This is a genomic window from Micromonospora sp. B006 (assembly GCF_003408515.1).
Taxonomy (GTDB): domain Bacteria; phylum Actinomycetota; class Actinomycetes; order Mycobacteriales; family Micromonosporaceae; genus Micromonospora; species Micromonospora echinospora_A.
In genome coordinates this window covers 2,629,004-2,645,312 of record NZ_CP030865.1, presented here as the reverse complement: position 1 = coordinate 2,645,312, position 16,309 = coordinate 2,629,004, and the positions used below count along the sequence as shown (strand labels likewise).

Sequence of the window (16,309 nt, the reverse complement as noted above, 5' to 3'; positions counted from 1 at the left end):
TCGACGCCGTCAACTTCATGATCGGCGGATGGGGTTGGGCTGGACCGGGGTCGGCCGCCCGTCCGGCCCGTCCGTTTCGTCTTCCACCCTTCCGGCTCGCCCCGGCGCGTTGATCAAGGGGTTTGTGTCCTCGCAGGGGCGCGTCGCCGACCCAAACTCCTTGGTCAACGGAGTGGATCCGGTTGCAGGTCGGCCCTCGGCGCCCCCGGTCCCGCTGATCATGAAGTTGGCGGGGACAAAATGGACGCCCAGTGCCGTCAACTTCATGATCGTCGGGCAGGGCAGGGCAGGGCAGGGCAGGGCAGGGCAGGGCAGGGCAGGGCAGGGCAGGGCGCCGGGCGGGGGGTAGGGGGAGTGCGGGTCAGGGGTGGGGGAGGTGGGTGGCCAGGACCTTCAGGGTTTCGGCTGTGGCTATCGCGTCGCTGCGGGCGCTGCCGTGGCGGCCGTCGCTGCTGTACAACGACGGGTCGGCCACCAGCGGGTGGTCGGTCAGGTGCACGTGCAGCGTGCCCAGCCGCTCGGCCACGCCCCGGGTGTGCCGCGACAGCCGGCGCATCCGCTCGCCCAGGCCCGCGCGCAGCGTCTCCGGCACCGCCGGGCTGTGCGAGACGTCGAACATGCCCACCGTGATCACGTCCGCGCCGGCCTCCCGCAGCGCGGTGATCATGTCGGTCAGCTCGGCGTCGACCGCGTCCGGGTCGTAGGCGGACCGGAACGCGTCGTTGCCGCCGCACACCACAAGGGCCAGGTCCGGTCCGAAGGCCAGCGCGTCGGCCAGCTGGGTGGCCCGCACCTCGTGCGCGCGCAGCCCGCGCCGGCCCAGGTTGAGGTACGCCAGCTCCGGGCGGACGGCCCGCAGCTCAGCGGCGATCCGGTCGGCCCACTGGAGGTCCGGGTAGCCGTCCACCGGCTCGCACAGTCCTTCCGCGACGCTGTCACCCAGCACCACGAACCGGCGCCACGGGTGCCCGCGCAGCAGCTCGGTGGCCTCGCCCGGACGCAGGCACCACGGGTCCGTCGCCTCGGTCGTCGTCGATGGCATGATCGGCAGGCTAGCCGAGCGTCCGGCGCGGCAAAAGAGGGCTCAGGCCAGCAGGGCCAGCAGTTCCCCGGGCCGGGACAGGCTGAGGTCGGCCGGTTCGGCGCTGTCGTACTGATGCCCCCACGCGGCGGCCACCGCCACCGCGCCGCTGCGGCGGGCGGCGCGCAGGTCCAGCGGCGAGTCGCCCACGTACGCGGCACGCCCGGGCGGCACGCCGAGCCGCCGGCAGGCCACCTCGACGCCCTCCGGCGCCGGTTTGGGGCGGGTGACCTGGTCGCCGCCGAGCACCACCTGGAAGTGACCGAGCAGGCCGACCCGGTCGAGCATGATCTCCGCCGCGCGGTGGCTCGCGCCGGTGAACACGCCCACCGGCACCCGGGCGGCGAGGTCGGTGAGCATCTCCGTGACTCCGGGGTAGACGCTCACCCGCCCGGCCGTCGCGGCCAGTTCGGTGTGGTAGCGGTCCAGGTCCGCCGCGGTGGCGGGGCGCCGAAGCAGGTGCGTCAGCAGGTCGGACGGTGAGCCGATCGAGTAGCCGGCGATGACCTCGGCGTCGGTGTACGACGGGCCGCCACCGGCCCGCACCGCCGCCCGGTACGCCGCCGGCACCACCTCGTGCGACTCGATGAGCGTGCCGTCCATGTCGAACACGACGGCGTCGACCGGGCGGCTCACGCGGCCCCGGCCCGGTGTGCGGCGGCGAGCCGCTTCGGCGCGCGGGCGTGCCACGCCTCGGTGATCAGCTCGGTCAGCTCCGCCACGGCGATCCGGTCGAGCCGGACCAGCACCGCCGGGTAGCCGTCGAGGTGCGGGGTGGTGAAGTAGACCGCCGGGTCGTCGGCGAGCAGCGCCTCCTTGGCGCCCAGGTCGGGCACCCGGGCGCCGAGGATCGGGCCGTCGGGCGCGGCGTCGCCGAGCGCCTCGAGGTCACTGCGGCGCAGCGGCCGGTCCCAGACGAACATCTTGTCGCGCACCCGCCAGGCGGGCAGGTCGTCGTACGAGCCGCGCTCGGTGGTCTCCGGCAGGGCCAGCGCGATGCGCCGCACGTCGTCCCAGGTCGCCATGGCCCCGACCCTACCGCCGCCCACCGACACGCCGGCTCAGACCGGCGTGGGGGTCGCCGGTTCCGGGGCCGGGCGGCGGGACGCGCGGGTCAGCAGCAGCGGCCCCACGGTCAGCAGCAGGCAGACCACCGACATCACCAGCAGCGCCGGGGTCAGGTCGAGCAGCGCCACCGACCAGCCGCCGAGCAGCGCGCCCACGGGCAGGCCGAGGAACGCCACCGACCCGGAGATGCCGAGCACCCGGGTCTGCAGCTCGCCCGGCACCCGCTGGTAGAGCGACGCGCCGAGCAGCGGGTTCACCGCCGCGATGCCGATGCCGGACAGGAACGTCACCACGAGCACCACGACCAGGTCGTCGCTGAGCGCCAGCGCGAGCAGCCGGGGCGCGCCGCTGAGCGTCAGCCCCAGCGCGAACGTCGTCCCGGCGGGCAGCCGGGTGCCGAACATCGTGAACAGCACGTTGCCCAGCAGCGCGCCGGCCGAGAACACGCCGAGCAGCAGACCGAAGCCGGCCGGGTCGCCGAGCACCTGGTTGACCCAGAGCGGGATCCAGACCGCGACGCTGGCGTTGGCGAACATGTTCGACACCGAGACCACCAGCAGCATGATCATCAGCGTCCGGTCGGTGCGCAGGTACGCGAAGCCGCCGCGCAGCGCCCGCAGGTACGGCTCCCGGGGCGCGGGCTGCGCCGACGCGGGTGGCCGGACCAGCACGCCGATGAGCAGCGCGCAGACCGCGAACGTGGCCGCGTCGATCCAGATGGCCCGGGTCAGCCCGACCCAGTCGATGAGCAGTCCGCCGAGCACCGCGCCGAACAGCGTCATCCCCCGGGCCAGGCCGTCGTAGGCGCTGGTGAGCCGGATCAGCGGCACCCCGGCCCGCTCGGCGATCGGCTTGAACAGCACGTGCTTGACCCGGTCGCCGATGCCGCGCAGCCCGCCGGCGATCGCCACCAGCACCAGCAGCGTGCCGAACCCGAGCCAGGGCGCCAGCGCCACCACTGCCATCGCGACGGCGCTCGCCGCGTCCACGAACACGGAGGTACGGCGGACGCCGAAGCGGTCCGCCCACGGGGTGGCCAGCGCGCTGGAGAGCATGTACGGCAGCGTCTCCGCCGCCGCGACGAGTCCCATCTTGGTGGGGCTGCCGGTGGTCTCCAGCACCAGCCAGGGGATGGCCACCACGGAGATCCGGGTGCCGAGGTTGGACAGCAGGTCGGCGCCGACCAGGGTGTACAACTCCCGGCGCGGGTTCATGCCGGGCTGCCGATCACGGTGCCCAGCGAGTCGGCGTCGGCGGGATGCGCGGCGGCGTACCGGGCCCGCAGCGCGCGTTTGTCCACCTTCGAGGACCGGTTGAGCGGCAGCGCGTCGACGAACTCCACGGCGCCGGGCGCCCAGGTCTCGCTCAGCTCCCGCACCACCAGCGCGATCAGCTCCTCGCCGGTCACCGACGCGCCCGGGGCCGGCACCACGTACGCGTACGGCAGCTCCCCGGCCACCGGGTCCGGCACGCCGATGACGGCGGCGGCCCGTACGTCGGGGTGACCGGCGAGCACGTCCTCGATCGGGCGGGAGTAGATCGGCCAGCTGCGCGCCCGGGTGAGGATCCGGTCCTGCAACCGGTCGACCAGGTAGAGGTACCCGTCGGCGTCGAGGTGGCCGATGTCGCGGGTGCGGACCCAGCCGTCGACGAGCGTCTCCGCGGTCAGCTCGGGCCGGCCGTGGTAGCCGGCGAAGCTCAGCTTCGTGCGGACCCACACCTCGCCGTCGTCGCCGGGCGGCAGCACCCGGCCGTCGGCGTCGCGGATCTCCACGGTCACGTCGCCGTACGGGCGGCCGCAGGAGCGCAGCCGCTCCGGGTGCTCCGGGTCCTCGGTCAACCCGGGCAGCGCGCAGATGACCACCGCCTCGCTGAGCCCGTACACGATGCGCAGGCACGGGCCGAAGCGGGCGATGGCCTGGCGCAGCCGGGCGGGCGCGGCGGGCCCGGCGCCCACGTTGAACATGAACATGGCGGAGAAGTCGGCGCCCGGCAGGTCGGGGTGGTCGAGCACCTCGTAGAGCATCGGCGGGGTGACGAACGTGGAGGCGAGCCGCTCGGCGTCCACGGTGGCGATGAACGCGGCCGGGTCCCACTGCTCGCGCAGGAACAGCACGCCGCCGGTGAACAGGTTGAACAGCGTGGTGATCTGGCCGCTGGCCAGCCACATCGGCGAGTGCGACAGGTGCCGCAGCAGCGGAAACCCGGCGCCCCGGAAGTCGGCGGCCAGCGCGAGGATCTGCCGGTAGAAGCTCTCCCGGTGGTGCACCAGCTTCGGCGTGCCGGTGGTGCCACTGGTCTGCAGGAACGACTCCGGCGCGGGCGCCTCGGCGGGCGGCTCCGCGGCCGGCTCACCGGTCTCGGCGGTCAGGTCCGGTCCGGCGCCGCCCGGACCGAGGCAGAGCACCGGTACGCCGGACAGGCCGGCCGCGATCTGGACCGCCTGCGGGTCGCGCGGGTCGTGCACGAACGCCTCCGGCGCGGACAGCGCGACGAACTCGTCGACCTCCCGCCGCGAGGTCACCGGGGCGATCCACATGCTCCGGCAGCCCAGCAGGTGCAGCGCCAGTTGCAGCAGCGGGCCCTCGACCGTGTTGCCGAGCATCACCAGCACCGCCGCGCCGGGGCGTACGCCGTGCCGGCGCAGCGCGGCGGCCAGGCCGCGCACCTGCACGGCGACCTGGGGGTAGGTGAGACGGCGTCCACCGCCGACGAGCGCCTCCCGGTCGCCGAAGCCGGCGAAGAGCTCCAGCGCCTCGTGCACGTAGTTCGGCCGGTCGGTCATCGGGCAGCCCCCATCATGGTCCGCGAGCGGCGTCCGGCCAGGTCAGGGCCGGGACATGACGGCAGGTGCCAGGTCGGCGACCGCACCGCCGCCAGCTCCGAGCCTAGGCAGCGGCGGTCCACGGAAGACAGAGCCGATCGTCGCTGCGTCCCGCCCCGCGGGCATTTGATCATGTCGATCAGGTTGATTGACGCTCGTCACCGCCGGAAGCTAGTTTCCGGTCCATCGCCCGGGCCGGTGCCGCCGACCGCGTCACGCCCGGGGCTGCCGACCATGGAGGATCGATGCCGACCCCGAAGAGATGGCACGTCATAGCTTCCGCCGTAACGCTCCTGATCGCCGCCACCCCGGCGGTCACCGCGAGCGCCGGCCCGACCGACACCGACCGCGCCGGGCACGGGCGCGCCGAGTGGGCCGGGACCTGGGCCGCGGCGGTGACCCGCGGGAACACCGTGGGCCTGACCGAGACCGGCCTGAACAACCAGAGCATCCGGATGACAGTGCAGACCTCGGTGGGCGGGCCGCGCCTGCGGGTGCGGCTGACCAACCTCTACGGTCAGCAGGCCATCCAGGTCGGTCGCGCCACCATCGCCCGGCCGAACACCGCCACCGCCGACGACCTGTCCGACATCGTCCCGGCCAGCGTCCGTCAGCTGACGTTCTCCGGCGCCGGCTCGGCGACCATCAACAAGGGCGCCGAGCTGCTCAGCGACCCGGTGGCCTTCCCGGTGGCCGAGCAGGAGGACCTGGTGGTCACCCTGTACTTCCCGGTGCTCACCGGTCCGGTCACGTTCCACGGCCAGTCCCGGGTCACCAACTTCATCGGCGCCACCGACCTCACCTCGGCGGCCGACGGCGCCGGCTTCACCATCCGGCCCAACTGCTGCTGGATGTTCCTGTCCGGCATCGACGTGGAGCGCAAGGTGACGCCCGGCTCGGTGGTGGTGCTCGGCGACTCCATCAGCGACGGCAACGGCAGCACCGTCAACGCCGACCGCCGCTGGCCGGACCTGCTCGCCAAGCGGCTGATCGACGCCCGCCCGGAGCCGCGTACGCCGGGTGTGCTCAACCTCAGCCTGGCCGGCAACCGGCTCAACCACGAGGGCACCGAGCCCGGCGCGGGCGGCTTCCCCGGCTACTACGAGCTGGGCCCGAACGCGCTGGCCCGGCTCAACGAGGACGTGTTCCCGCAGACCGGGGTGCGCACCGTCATCACCCACCTGGGCATCAACGACATCTGGATGAGCGATGACAGCCCGGAGGCGATCATCGCCTCGCTGCGCCAGATCAACCGGCAGGTCCAGGCGCGCGGCCTGACCAGCATCGCCGGCACGCTCATGCCGTACGAGGGCAACGGCGGGCCGGGCGTGTGGACGCCGGAGAAGGACGCCACCCGCCAGGCCGTCAACACCTGGCTGCGCGGGCCGGGCCGGGCCGAGTTCGACGGCGTCGTCGACTTCGACGCGGTGATGCGCGACCCGGCGCAGCCCAGCCGGCTGCTGCCGGCGTACGACTCGGGTGACCACATCCACCCGAACGACACCGGAGCCGCGGCGATGGCGAACGCGGTGCCATTGAAGCTGCTCGGACTGTGACACCGGGCGGGGGCGGCGGTCGACACGACGCCGCCCCCGCCGCCGTTTTCCTGGGGAGGAAAAGACAGTGGACGTCAGCGAGATCCTGACCGGCCTCTACAGCGAACAGGGCCGGCAGAACCCCTATCCCTTCTACGCGGCCCTGCACGAGCACGGGCCGATTAACGCCGTTCCGGCACGTGCCGAGCACAGCACCGTCAGCGCGGTGGCCGGCGGGTACGACATGGTGGACCAGATCCTGCGCGACCCCGCCTGGTACAAGGGCTTCCCGCCCGGCTGGGAGGAACAGGAGATCCTGCGGACGTTCCTGACCTCGATGATGTTTGTCAATCCGCCCGACCACACCCGGATGCGTGCGGTGTTCGCGAAGACGTTCACCCCGCGCCGGCTGGTAGCGCTGGAGCCGGTGATCGAGCGGGTCGTCGCCGAACGTCTGGACCACATGGCCGAGGCGGGCGCCGACGGCGCCGAGGTGGACTTCGTGGCCGACTTCGCGTACCCGGTCCCGGCGCTGGTGATGGCCGAGTTCATCGGCCTGCCCGCGGCCGACCTGGCCTGGTACCGGCAGCGGGTCGACTGGATCGACGAGTACATGGACGTGGCCGGCAAGACGCCGGAGCGGCTGGCCCGGGCCAACCAGGCCGCCGAGGAGCTGCGCGTCTACTACCGTGACCTGATCGCCCACCGGCGCCGCGCGCCGAGTCACGACCTGATCAGCGGACTGGTCGAGGTGCTCGACGCGGGCGGCGTCGACCTGACCGAGGAAGAGTTGATCAGCAACCTGATCGTGCTGTTCAACGCCAGCTTCGTCACCACCGTCTACATGTTCAGCAACGGCCTGCCGCTGCTGCTGGAGCACCCGCACGTGACCGCCGCGCTGCCCGGCGACGACTCGCTGGCCCGGGGCTGCGTGGAGGAGGTGCTGCGGATGGAGAGCCCGGTGCACTTCCTGGCCCGCTCCGCGCCGGCCGGCGTCGACCTGGGCGGCGTGCCGGTCGACCGCGACGACAACGTGCTGCTGCTGATCGCCGCGGCCAACCGCGACCCGGCCCGGTTCCCCGACCCGGACCGCTTCGACCCGCGCCGTCCCGGCCCGCCGTCGTTGGCATTCGGCGTGGGGCTGCACTTCTGCCTCGGCTCGGCGGTGTCCCGGTTGGAGGGCCGCCTGGCGCTGCCGCGCCTGTTCGCGCGCTTCCCCCGGCTGGCCGTCACCCAGCCGTACACCTACAGCGGGAGCCTGTTCCTGCGCGGCATCGACAAACTCTTCGTCACCACAGGGGAGGCCGGATGACACTCGATCCGCAGGTGGTCGCGTGGCGGGCCGCGCGGGCGGCCGGCGGCGCCGTGCCGCTCTACACCCAGACCCTGGCCCAGGCCCGCGCCGCCGACCTCGCCGCGATCCGCGCCGGCTCCGGCGCGGTCGAGCCGGTCGCCGAGGTACGCGACACGACGGTGCCCGGCCCGGCCGGGCCGCTGCCGGTGCGGATCCACCGGCCGGAAGGCGACGGCCCGCTGCCGACTCTCGTCTACTTCTTCGGTGGCGGCTGGACGCTCGGCAGCGTCGACACCGCCGACGGGATCTGCCGCCGGCTGGTCAATCTCAGTGGCGTGCAGACCGTGACGGTCGGCTATCGGCTCGCGCCGGAGCACCCGTTCCCGGCCGCGGTGGAGGACTGCCACGCCGCGGTGCGGCACCTCGCCGCGCACGCCGCCGAGTTCCGCGCCGACCCGGATCGGCTGGCGGTGGGCGGGGACAGCGCGGGCGGGAACCTGGCCGCCGCTGTCACGTTGCTGGCCCGCGCCGACGGCGGTCCCCGGCTCGCCGCCCAGCTGCTGGTCTACCCGAACACCGACCAGCGGCCCGGGCACCGCCCGGGCGACGACGAGGATCCGATGCTGTTCAACAGGCACTCGGTGGGCTGGTACCGGAGCCACTACCTTCCCGACCCCGGCGACGCGGCGCACCCGCTGGCGTCGCCGCTGCTCGCCGAGGACCTGGGCGGCCTGCCACCGGCGCTCGTGATCACCGCCGGGTACGACCCGCTGTGCGCCGAGGGCCGGCGATACGCCGAGCGGTTGCACGAGGCCGGCGTGCCCACCGAGACGGCCCACTATCCGGGGATGGTGCACGGGTTCTTCGCCATGCCCGGCGTGTTCGACGCGGGCCGCCAGGCCCAGGAGCGGGCCGCCGCCTTCCTGCGCCGCTCATTCGGGCTGGACACGGCGTCCGGCCCGGCCGACGCCGCGTCCGGCGCGGGCGAGCCGGCGGCGGGCGTGGACCCGGCCGGGAGCACGGTGGGCGCGGGCGGCCATGGCTGACGCGGCCGCCGCCCCGGCGGACGGGTTCGTGCCGCCGGTCAGCCTGGCCGATTTCGCCGCGCTGGCGCGGGCGGTGCTGCCGCCCGACGTGTGGGACTTCGTCGACGGCGGCAGCGGCGCCGAGACCGCGCTGGCCGCGAACCGGGCCGCGCTGGACCGGGTGGCGGTGCTGCCCCGGATGCTGGCCGGGGTGGACGACCCGTCCACCGAGGCGACGCTGCCCGGCGGCCGGGCCGCGTTGCCGGTGGCTGTCGCGCCGATGGCGTACCAGCGGCTGCTGCACCCCGACGGTGAGCCGGCGCTCGCGGCGGCGGCCCGCGCGGCGGGCGTGCCGTACGTGGCGAGCACGCTGGCCAGCACGCCGATCGAGGAGATCGCGGCGACCGGCGCGACGGTGTGGTTCCAGCTGTACTGGCTGCGCGACCGGGCGCTGGTGGCCGACCTGCTGGACCGGGCGTCGGCGGCCGGTTGCGCCGCGGTGATGGTGACAGTGGACGTGCCGGTGCTCGGGCGGCGCCTGCGCGACGCGCGTAACGGCTTCGCGCTGCCGCCGCACGTCACCGCCGCGAACCTGCCCGGCGGCCGGGACGACCTGGCGCACCAGGGCACGCCCGGCGTGTCGGCGGTGGCGGTGCACACCGGCGCGGTGTTCGCCCCGGCGCTGAGCTGGGCGGACCTCGACTGGCTGCGGGAGCGTACCCCGGTGCCGTTGCTGGTCAAGGGCGTTCTGGACGCGCGCGACGCGGCCCGCGCGGCGGAGGCCGGCGTGGACGCCGTGGTGGTCTCCAACCACGGCGGCCGGCAGCTCGACGCCGCCCCGGCCAGCGCGAGCGTGCTGCCCGAGGTGGTCGAGGCGGTCGACGAGCGGTGCGCGGTGCTGCTGGACAGCGGCGTCCGCGGCGGCGTCGACGTGCTGCGCGCGCTGGCGCTGGGCGCGGACGGCGTGCTGCTCGGCCGGCCGCTGCTGTGGGCCCTGGCCGCCGGTGGCCGGGCCGGCGCCGAGGCCGCGCTCGCGCTGCTCGCGGCGGAACTGCGCGACGCCCTCATCCTCAGCGGCTGCCCCGACCCGGCCTCGGCCCGGCGGCTGCGCACCTGGATCGGAGGCTGACGTGGAACCCGTCGACCTGGCCGTCACGGCGCTGCACGGCAGCGTCGGCGACCCGGCGCTGAACTCGATGAACTTCCTCAACGAGGTGGCGCAGCACTACCCGCAGGCGGTGTCGCTGGCGGCCGGGCGCCCGTACGAGGAGTTCTTCGACTCGGCGCTGCTGCACGAGCACCTGGACCGCTTCCGCCGGCACCTCGCCGAGGACCTCGGGCTGGACCGGGCCGGTGTGGACCGGACGCTGCTGCAGTACGGCCGGACCAAGGGCGTCGTGCACCACCTGATCGCGCGCAACCTCGCCGTGGACGAGGGGCTCACCGTCGACCCGGAGTCGATTGTGGTGACGGTCGGCTGCCAGGAGGCGATGTTCCTGGTGCTGCGCGCGCTGCGCACCGGTCCGGCGGACGTGCTGTTCGCTGTCGCGCCCACGTACGTCGGGCTGACCGGCGCGGCGCGGCTGGTGGACCTGCCGGTGCGCCCGGTGGCGGGCGGGCCGGACGGCGTCGACCTGGCCGACCTGCGCGCCGGGGTGCGCCGGGCCCGCGCGGAGGGGCTGGCGCCCCGGGCCTGCTACGTGATGCCGGACTTCGCCAACCCGTCCGGGGTCAGCATGACCACCGCACAGCGGCGGCGGCTGCTGGAACTGGCCGCCGAGGAGGACCTGCTGCTGATCGAGGACAACCCGTACGGTCTGTTCCCGGCCGACGGCACCGCGCGGCGGCCCACCCTCAAGGCGTTGGACACCGCGCGCCGGGTGGTCTACCTCGGCTCGTTCGCCAAGACGGTGCTGCCCGGCGCCCGGGTCGGCTATGTGGTCGCCGACCAGCGGGTGGGGGAGACCGACGGCACCGTGGTGCCGCTGGCCGATCACCTCGCGAAGATCAAGAGCATGGTCACCGTGAACACGTCGCCGATCAGCCAGGCGGTGATCGGCGGCGCGTTGCTGGCGCATGACTGCTCGTTGGTGGCCGCGAACGTGCGGGAACGGGCCGCGTACGCCCGCAACCTGCGCCACCTGGTCGAGGGCCTGGCCCGGCGTTTCCCGGCCGGCGGGCCGGTCACCTGGACCGTCCCGGCCGGCGGGTTCTTCGTGGTGGTGAGCGTGCCGTTCGCGGTGGACGACGCGCTGCTGCACCGCTCGGCCCGCGAGTACGGCGTGCTCTGGACGCCGATGGCCCACTTCTACGACGCGGGCACGCCGGTGAATGCGTTGCGGCTGTCGGTGAGCGCTGTCACACCGGAATCCATCGATCTGGGGCTGGACCGGCTCGCCGCGCTGGTCGCGGACACCACGGCCGGGGTGGGCGCGCCGGCGTGACGCCGGAGTGTCAGGGTTCCGGCACACTGCGTGTTTCCTGACGCCGTTCGTCTGTTGATAATGGACCAATGGTTGCCTGGGAGTACGCGTTGCTCGTTCGTCGGTATCAGGGTCAGGGACGCAATTTCCACGTCTCGTTCGTGTGGTACGGCCCGGACGGGTCACGCACCGACGTGACCGCGTACGGCGACACCGCCATCGCGCACCTGAACCGGGTCGGCCGGGAGGGCTGGGAACTGGTGTCCGCCGCCGAGGACGTGAACAACGTGCAGGGCAGCACTGAGGTCCACCGCTACCACCTGAAGCGCCCGCTGCGCTGACCCCCGTAACCGCCGGCACCCCGGGAGAAGGATCTCCCGGGGTGCCGCTTCGTTTCGGTCGGGCGCTCAGCCCAGGTCGACCGCCGGGTAGAGCGGGAACGGCGTGAGCAGGTCGGCGGCCTGCTTGCCGACCGACTCGGCGACGGCCGGGTCCAGCACGTACTTCGCCTTCGACGGCGCGCCGTCCGGGCCGGTGCCGGGCGTGGTCTGGCTGAGCACGGTGTGGATCAGCTCGGCGGTGGCGTCCATCTCGGCGGCGCCGAGGCCCCGGGTGGTCAGCGCCGGGGTGCCGATGCGGATGCCGGAGGTGTACCAGGCACCGTTCGGGTCCTGCGGCACCGAGTTGCGGTTGGTGACGATGCCCGAGTCCAGCAGCGCCTGCTCGGCCTGCCGGCCGGTCAGGCCGTACCCGGACACGTCGATGAGCACCAGGTGGTTGTCGGTGCCGCCGGTGACCAGCGTCGCGCCCCGGCGCAGCAGCCCGTCCGCGAGCGCCTGCGCGTTGTCCACGATTCGCTGGGCGTAGTCGGCGAAGTCGGGCCGGCGCGCCTCGGCCAGCGCGACCGCCTTGGCGGCCATCACGTGCGGCAGCGGCCCGCCGAGCACCATCGGGCAGCCCCGGTCGACCTGGTCGGCCAGCTCCGGGCCGCAGAGCACCATGCCGCCGCGCGGGCCGCGCAGCGACTTGTGCGTGGTGGTGGTGACGATGTGCGCGTGCGGCACCGGGTCGAAGTCGCCGGTGAAGACCTTGCCGGCGACCAGCCCGGCGAAGTGGGCCATGTCGACCATGAACGTGGCGCCGACCGAGTCGGCGATCTCCCGCATGATCCGGAAGTTGACCTTCCGGGGGTACGCGGAGTAACCGGCGACCAGGATCAGCGGCTTGAACTCGCGGGCCGCCTCGGCCACCCGGTCGTAGTCGATCAGGCCGGTGGCCGGGTCGGTGCCGTAGCTGCGCTGGTCGAACATCTTGCCGGAGATGTTCGGCCGGAAGCCGTGGGTGAGGTGCCCGCCGGCGTCCAGCGACATGCCCAGCATCCGCTGGTTGCCCAGCTCGCGGCGCAGCGCGAACCAGTCGGCCTCGGTGAGGTCGTTGACCTGCCGGGCCTGTGCCTTCTTCAGCGCGGGGGACTCGACCCGGTCGGCCAGGATCGCCCAGAACGCGACAAGGTTGGCGTCGATGCCCGAGTGCGGCTGCACGTACGCGTGGGACGCGCCGAACAGCTCCCGGGCGTGCTCGGCGGCGAGCGCCTCGACCGTGTCGACGTTCTGGCAGCCCGCGTAGAACCGGCGCCCGACGGTGCCCTCGGCGTACTTGTCGCTGAACCAGTTGCCCATGGCCAGCAGCGTCGCGGGGGAGGCGTAGTTCTCGCTGGCGATGAGCTTGAGCGACTCGCGCTGGTCGGCCAGTTCCGCGGCGATGGCGTCGGCGACCCGCGGCTCGACGCCGCGGACGACCTCCAACGCGCTGCGGAAGGCGGTGGACTCGGCGTTGCGCGACATGCGACCTCCTGGTGACGTGCGGAAGGCCCAGGCGCTCGGCATGCGTCCTCATGACGAGGCCGCTCCCCGATGGTGCTCCATCTCCACGCGCCAGTCACGGCCTGTGCCGATCCTACCGGCCCGGCCCGGGCCGGCGGGGTTGGGCCGCCCGTCGCGGGGCACACCGTCAGGGAGGCCGGCCCCGACCCGGCCGGGGAGAGGAGGCACGACCATGACCACACCGAGCACCGGACGGCCGCTCGCCGTGGTGACCGGCGCGTCCAGCGGCATCGGGTACGAGCTGGCGGTCCAGTTCGTCGAGCACGGGTACGACGTGGTGGTCGCCGCCGAGGACGCGGCGATCGAGCGCGCGGCCGGCGACCTGCGGCGCGACGGCGGCCCCGAGGTGTACCCGGTCCGGGTGGACCTGGCCGCCCCGGAGGGCGTGGAACGGCTGGCCGGCGAGGTGACCGGCCTGGGCCGCCCGGTGGACGCGCTGGCGCTCAACGCCGGGCGCGGCGCGGGCGGGGACTTCGTCGGCGGCACCGACCTGGCCGACGAGCTGACAGTGATCGACCTGAACGTCCGTTCGACTGTGCACCTGGCCAAGCTGCTGCTGCCGGACATGGTCCGCCGCAACTCCGGGCGGGTGCTGTTCACGTCGTCCATCGCCGCCACCATGCCGGGGTCGTACCAGGCGGTCTACAACGCCTCGAAGTCGTTCGTGCAGTCCTTCGCCGAGGGGGTGCGCAACGAGCTGAAGGACAGCGGCGTCACGGTGACCTCGCTGATGCCCGGCCCGACCGACACCGAGTTCTTCGACCGGGCCGACATGGCGGACACCCGGGTCGGTCAGGGCCCCAAGGACGACCCCCGCAAGGTGGCCGAGGACGCGTTCGAGGCGCTGATGAAGGGGGAGCACAAGGTCGCCGCCGGGTCGCTGGTGAACAAGATCCAGGTGGCTGCCGGCAAGATCATCCCGGACCGGTTGAAGGCCGAGCAGCACCGCAAGATGGCCGAGCCCGGCTCCGGCGACTGAGCGCCGCAACGCGAGCGGGACCGCCCCTCTGCCTCGGGGCGGTCCCGCTCGCGTCGTGCGGCCGGTCTCAGGCGACCACGGCGTCCAGCGACTTCTTCAGCGCCTTCGGGGCGGTGGGCGTCTTCGGGGCCTTCGGGCGCAGGTCGAGCATCCGCTGGCCGATTTCCTGGAGCTGGTTACGGCCGAGCGCCTCGCGGACCTTCGGGAACCACTCCTGCTCCTCCTCCTCGACGTGGTGCAGCACGTTCTCGATCAGCACCGTCGTCTTGGCGTTGAACCGCTCGTCGTCGGCGTCCATGGTGAACAGCTCGAAGCAGAGCACGTCCGCGACGTGGTGCTCCTCGTACGACTCCAGGATGTCGTCCTCGACGTCGGGCACCAGCTTGCGGACCTCCGGGTACATCACCTCGTTCTCCAGGTAGGTGTGCACCGTCAGAGCCTCGAGGATCTGCTTGACGATCTTCCCGCGCTTGCTCGCCGGTCCCTCCTCGGCCTCCTGGAAGGCCTTGAACAGGCGGCGGATCTCCTTGTGGTCCTCCTTGAGCAGGACGATCGCGTCGGTGGACACCGGTTACCTCCTAAGTCGGCTGACGGTGCCCCCCTACCCGGCGCCCGACCAGGACAAACAGACCGGGCCCGGCGTGATCGCCGGGCCCGGTCCACGTGGATCGCCGTCTACTTCACCGCGTTGTACGCGTCGACGACACCGGCGCCGTAGAACCCGTTGCGCTTCCCGCCGGAGCAGGTCGCGTCGTAGGCGTTCGGGCCCGCCGGGATCAGCGGCACCGGGTTGTACACGCCCGCCGGGCAGGACTTGGCCACCGCCGTGCGCTCCAGGAACGAGGAGAGCTGACCCGGCGTCATGCCCGGGTGCGCGGACAGCGCCAGCGCCGCGACGCCGGCGGCGTGCGGGCCGGACATCGAGGTGCCCTGCTTGTAGCCCCACCCGTTGGTGCGGGTGGTGGTGTTGAAGGTGGTGGACAGGATGCCGTCGGTGGACGTCGAGGTCGCGCCCCGGGTCCGGAACCGGGTGTCGCCACCGGGCGCGGTCACGTCGATGACGCCCTGGCCGTACGAGGAGTAGTAGCTCTTGTCACCGGTCGGGCCGACGGCGGCGACGGTCACCACGCCCGGCGCCTCGGCCGGGAGGACCAGGCAGGCGTTGGTGAGGTTCTCGCGCTCCTCCGGCGTGCCGTTGTTCGGGCTGCCGGTGTCGGTGATCTTGTGGGCCAGGTCGAAGTTCGCGTTGCCGGCCGACGCCACGTGCAGCACGCCCTGCGACTGCGAGTAGCGCAGCGCCCGCTGCACCGCCTGCCACACCGGACGCTGGCGGGCGTCGTTGCGGCAGTTCAGCTGCCACGGGTCGATGTAGTAGCTGTTGTTGGTGAGCTTGAAGCCGTGCTCGGCGGCCCACATGAACCCGCAGACCGCGGCCTCCGGGAAGATGTAGCCGTCGTCGTTGACCACCTTGACGGCGGCGACCTTCACACCCGGGGCGACACCGGTGACACCGACGCCGTTGACCGCGGCGGCGATGGTGCCCGCCACGTGGGTGCCGTGGTCGCTGGTGGTCGGGTTCCACGCCGGCTCGGCGGTGTTCGTGACGCCGCCGATGCAGGACGTGCTCTTGTCCTTGGCGATCTGGGTCGCCAGGTCGGGGTGGCTGCTGGAGATGCCGCTGTCCAGCACGCCCACCACCACCGACGGGCTGCCGCCGGTGACCGCGTGGGCCTGCGGGACGCGGATCATGTCCATGTCCCACTGCTGGCCGTAGAGCGGCTCGGCGGTCGGGTCACCCGCGACCAGGTCGGCGGCCGGCACCTCGACCGTCTCGCCCTCGTCGAAGGCGGTGCCCAGACCGGCGGTGGAGGCGACCGACTCGACGCCGGCGCCGGCCACCCGGGTGGCGAAGTCCGGGGCGGACGAGCGCGCGACGAGCACGCCGATCTTGTCGTACGCGGCCACGACAGTGCCGTCGGCGGCGGCCACCCGCGCCGCGGCCTTGGCGGTGCCGTTGCCCTGCGGGGCGAGGACCAGGTACGACGTCTCCGGTCCGGCGGCCGCCACCGGCGCCGGGACGCCGATCAGGGCGAGACCGGCGCCGAGCGTCACGGCGGACGCGGCGGCGAGTGTCTTGCGACGGAGATTGTTCACACATACTCCCAGGGGGTTGGTGCGGCCGGGCCGCTCCCTGGAC

15 protein-coding genes and 1 riboswitch are annotated in these 16,309 nt (G+C 73.3%); of the genes, 7 read left to right on the top strand and 8 right to left on the bottom strand.

The window, feature by feature from the left end; translation table 11 throughout:
- Nucleotides 1–361: 361 nt before the first annotated feature.
- Genes MicB006_RS12615 through MicB006_RS12595 form a run of 5 tightly spaced genes read right to left on the bottom strand, consistent with a single transcriptional unit; the run spans nt 362 to nt 4,934 of the window.
- Nucleotides 362–1,042 (bottom strand): SGNH/GDSL hydrolase family protein, encoded by a 681-nt coding sequence (locus MicB006_RS12615; protein ID WP_116506193.1) that lies wholly within the window; start codon nt 1,040–1,042, stop codon nt 362–364.
- Nucleotides 1,043–1,084: 42 nt separating this feature from the next.
- Nucleotides 1,085–1,717: an HAD family hydrolase gene (locus MicB006_RS12610; RefSeq protein ID WP_116506191.1), complete on the bottom strand. Its 633-nt coding sequence runs from the start codon at nt 1,715–1,717 to the stop codon at nt 1,085–1,087.
- Entirely contained in the window at nt 1,714–2,106 is a 393-nt protein-coding gene (locus MicB006_RS12605; RefSeq protein WP_116506189.1) for an MmcQ/YjbR family DNA-binding protein, read from the bottom strand. The genes MicB006_RS12610 and MicB006_RS12605 overlap by 4 nt, the downstream gene beginning before the upstream one ends.
- Nucleotides 2,107–2,142: 36 nt before the next feature.
- Nucleotides 2,143–3,363, bottom strand: a complete 1,221-nt coding sequence (locus MicB006_RS12600) for an MFS transporter (protein WP_116506188.1) — start codon at nt 3,361–3,363, stop codon at nt 2,143–2,145.
- A complete protein-coding gene (locus tag MicB006_RS12595; RefSeq protein WP_116506186.1) occupies nt 3,360–4,934 on the bottom strand; it encodes a class I adenylate-forming enzyme family protein in 1,575 nt (524 codons plus the stop codon). Before MicB006_RS12595 ends, MicB006_RS12600 begins: the two co-directional genes overlap by 4 nt.
- 284 nt (nt 4,935–5,218) lie before the next feature.
- Between MicB006_RS12595 and MicB006_RS12590 the strand changes: the two genes are divergently transcribed.
- The 6 genes from MicB006_RS12590 (at nt 5,219) to MicB006_RS12565 (ending at nt 11,591) form a co-directional block, all read left to right on the top strand.
- Nucleotides 5,219–6,529, top strand: coding sequence for an SGNH/GDSL hydrolase family protein (locus tag MicB006_RS12590; RefSeq protein ID WP_116506185.1), 1,311 nt, complete (start codon nt 5,219–5,221; stop codon nt 6,527–6,529).
- A gap of 67 nt (nt 6,530–6,596) precedes the next feature.
- The gene (locus MicB006_RS12585; RefSeq protein ID WP_116506182.1) at nt 6,597–7,820 is read left to right on the top strand and encodes a cytochrome P450; all 1,224 of its coding nucleotides are present in this window, start codon (nt 6,597–6,599) and stop codon (nt 7,818–7,820) included.
- A complete protein-coding gene (locus tag MicB006_RS12580; RefSeq protein ID WP_225980717.1) occupies nt 7,817–8,848 on the top strand; it encodes an alpha/beta hydrolase in 1,032 nt (343 codons plus the stop codon). Before MicB006_RS12585 ends, MicB006_RS12580 begins: the two co-directional genes overlap by 4 nt.
- A complete protein-coding gene (locus MicB006_RS12575) occupies nt 8,841–9,956 on the top strand; it encodes an alpha-hydroxy acid oxidase (RefSeq protein ID WP_116506180.1) in 1,116 nt (371 codons plus the stop codon). The genes MicB006_RS12580 and MicB006_RS12575 overlap by 8 nt, the downstream gene beginning before the upstream one ends.
- A gap of 1 nt (nt 9,957) precedes the next feature.
- The gene (locus MicB006_RS12570; RefSeq protein ID WP_225980716.1) at nt 9,958–11,271 is read left to right on the top strand and encodes a PLP-dependent aminotransferase family protein; all 1,314 of its coding nucleotides are present in this window, start codon (nt 9,958–9,960) and stop codon (nt 11,269–11,271) included.
- 68 nt (nt 11,272–11,339) lie between these two features.
- Entirely contained in the window at nt 11,340–11,591 is a 252-nt protein-coding gene (locus MicB006_RS12565; RefSeq protein WP_013286617.1) for a hypothetical protein, read from the top strand.
- Between the two features lie 66 nt (nt 11,592–11,657).
- Here the strand turns inward: MicB006_RS12565 and MicB006_RS12560 are convergent, their stop codons facing one another.
- Entirely contained in the window at nt 11,658–13,094 is a 1,437-nt protein-coding gene (locus MicB006_RS12560) for a glycine hydroxymethyltransferase (RefSeq protein WP_116506178.1), read from the bottom strand.
- An 18-nt stretch (nt 13,095–13,112) separates the two neighbouring features.
- Nucleotides 13,113–13,202: riboswitch (ZMP/ZTP riboswitch) on the bottom strand.
- A 103-nt stretch (nt 13,203–13,305) separates the two neighbouring features.
- Between MicB006_RS12560 and MicB006_RS12555 the strand changes: the two genes are divergently transcribed.
- Complete coding sequence (locus MicB006_RS12555) at nt 13,306–14,112, top strand: SDR family oxidoreductase (RefSeq protein WP_116506176.1); 807 nt, start codon at nt 13,306–13,308, stop codon at nt 14,110–14,112.
- 67 nt (nt 14,113–14,179) lie between these two features.
- Here the strand turns inward: MicB006_RS12555 and MicB006_RS12550 are convergent, their stop codons facing one another.
- Together MicB006_RS12550 and MicB006_RS12545 are read right to left on the bottom strand one after the other, a co-directional pair.
- On the bottom strand, nt 14,180–14,680 hold the full coding sequence (locus tag MicB006_RS12550; protein WP_073828464.1) for a hemerythrin domain-containing protein: 501 nt from the start codon (nt 14,678–14,680) through the stop codon (nt 14,180–14,182).
- A gap of 107 nt (nt 14,681–14,787) precedes the next feature.
- A complete protein-coding gene (locus tag MicB006_RS12545; protein ID WP_116506174.1) occupies nt 14,788–16,266 on the bottom strand; it encodes a S8 family serine peptidase in 1,479 nt (492 codons plus the stop codon).
- Between the last annotated feature and the right edge of the window lie 43 nt (nt 16,267–16,309).

Coding starts and splice junctions, on each gene's coding strand:
- MicB006_RS12615 (WP_116506193.1), bottom strand. CDS start 1,042: ATGCCATCGACGACGACCGAGGCGACGGACCCGTGGTGCCTGCGTCCG.
- MicB006_RS12605 (WP_116506189.1), bottom strand. CDS start 2,106: ATGGCGACCTGGGACGACGTGCGGCGCATCGCGCTGGCCCTGCCGGAG.
- MicB006_RS12600 (WP_116506188.1), bottom strand. CDS start 3,363: ATGAACCCGCGCCGGGAGTTGTACACCCTGGTCGGCGCCGACCTGCTG.
- MicB006_RS12595 (WP_116506186.1), bottom strand. CDS start 4,934: ATGACCGACCGGCCGAACTACGTGCACGAGGCGCTGGAGCTCTTCGCC.
- MicB006_RS12590 (WP_116506185.1), top strand. CDS start 5,219: ATGCCGACCCCGAAGAGATGGCACGTCATAGCTTCCGCCGTAACGCTC.
- MicB006_RS12580 (WP_225980717.1), top strand. CDS start 7,817: ATGACACTCGATCCGCAGGTGGTCGCGTGGCGGGCCGCGCGGGCGGCC.
- MicB006_RS12575 (WP_116506180.1), top strand. CDS start 8,841: ATGGCTGACGCGGCCGCCGCCCCGGCGGACGGGTTCGTGCCGCCGGTC.
- MicB006_RS12565 (WP_013286617.1), top strand. CDS start 11,340: ATGGTTGCCTGGGAGTACGCGTTGCTCGTTCGTCGGTATCAGGGTCAG.
- MicB006_RS12560 (WP_116506178.1), bottom strand. CDS start 13,094: ATGTCGCGCAACGCCGAGTCCACCGCCTTCCGCAGCGCGTTGGAGGTC.
- MicB006_RS12555 (WP_116506176.1), top strand. CDS start 13,306: ATGACCACACCGAGCACCGGACGGCCGCTCGCCGTGGTGACCGGCGCG.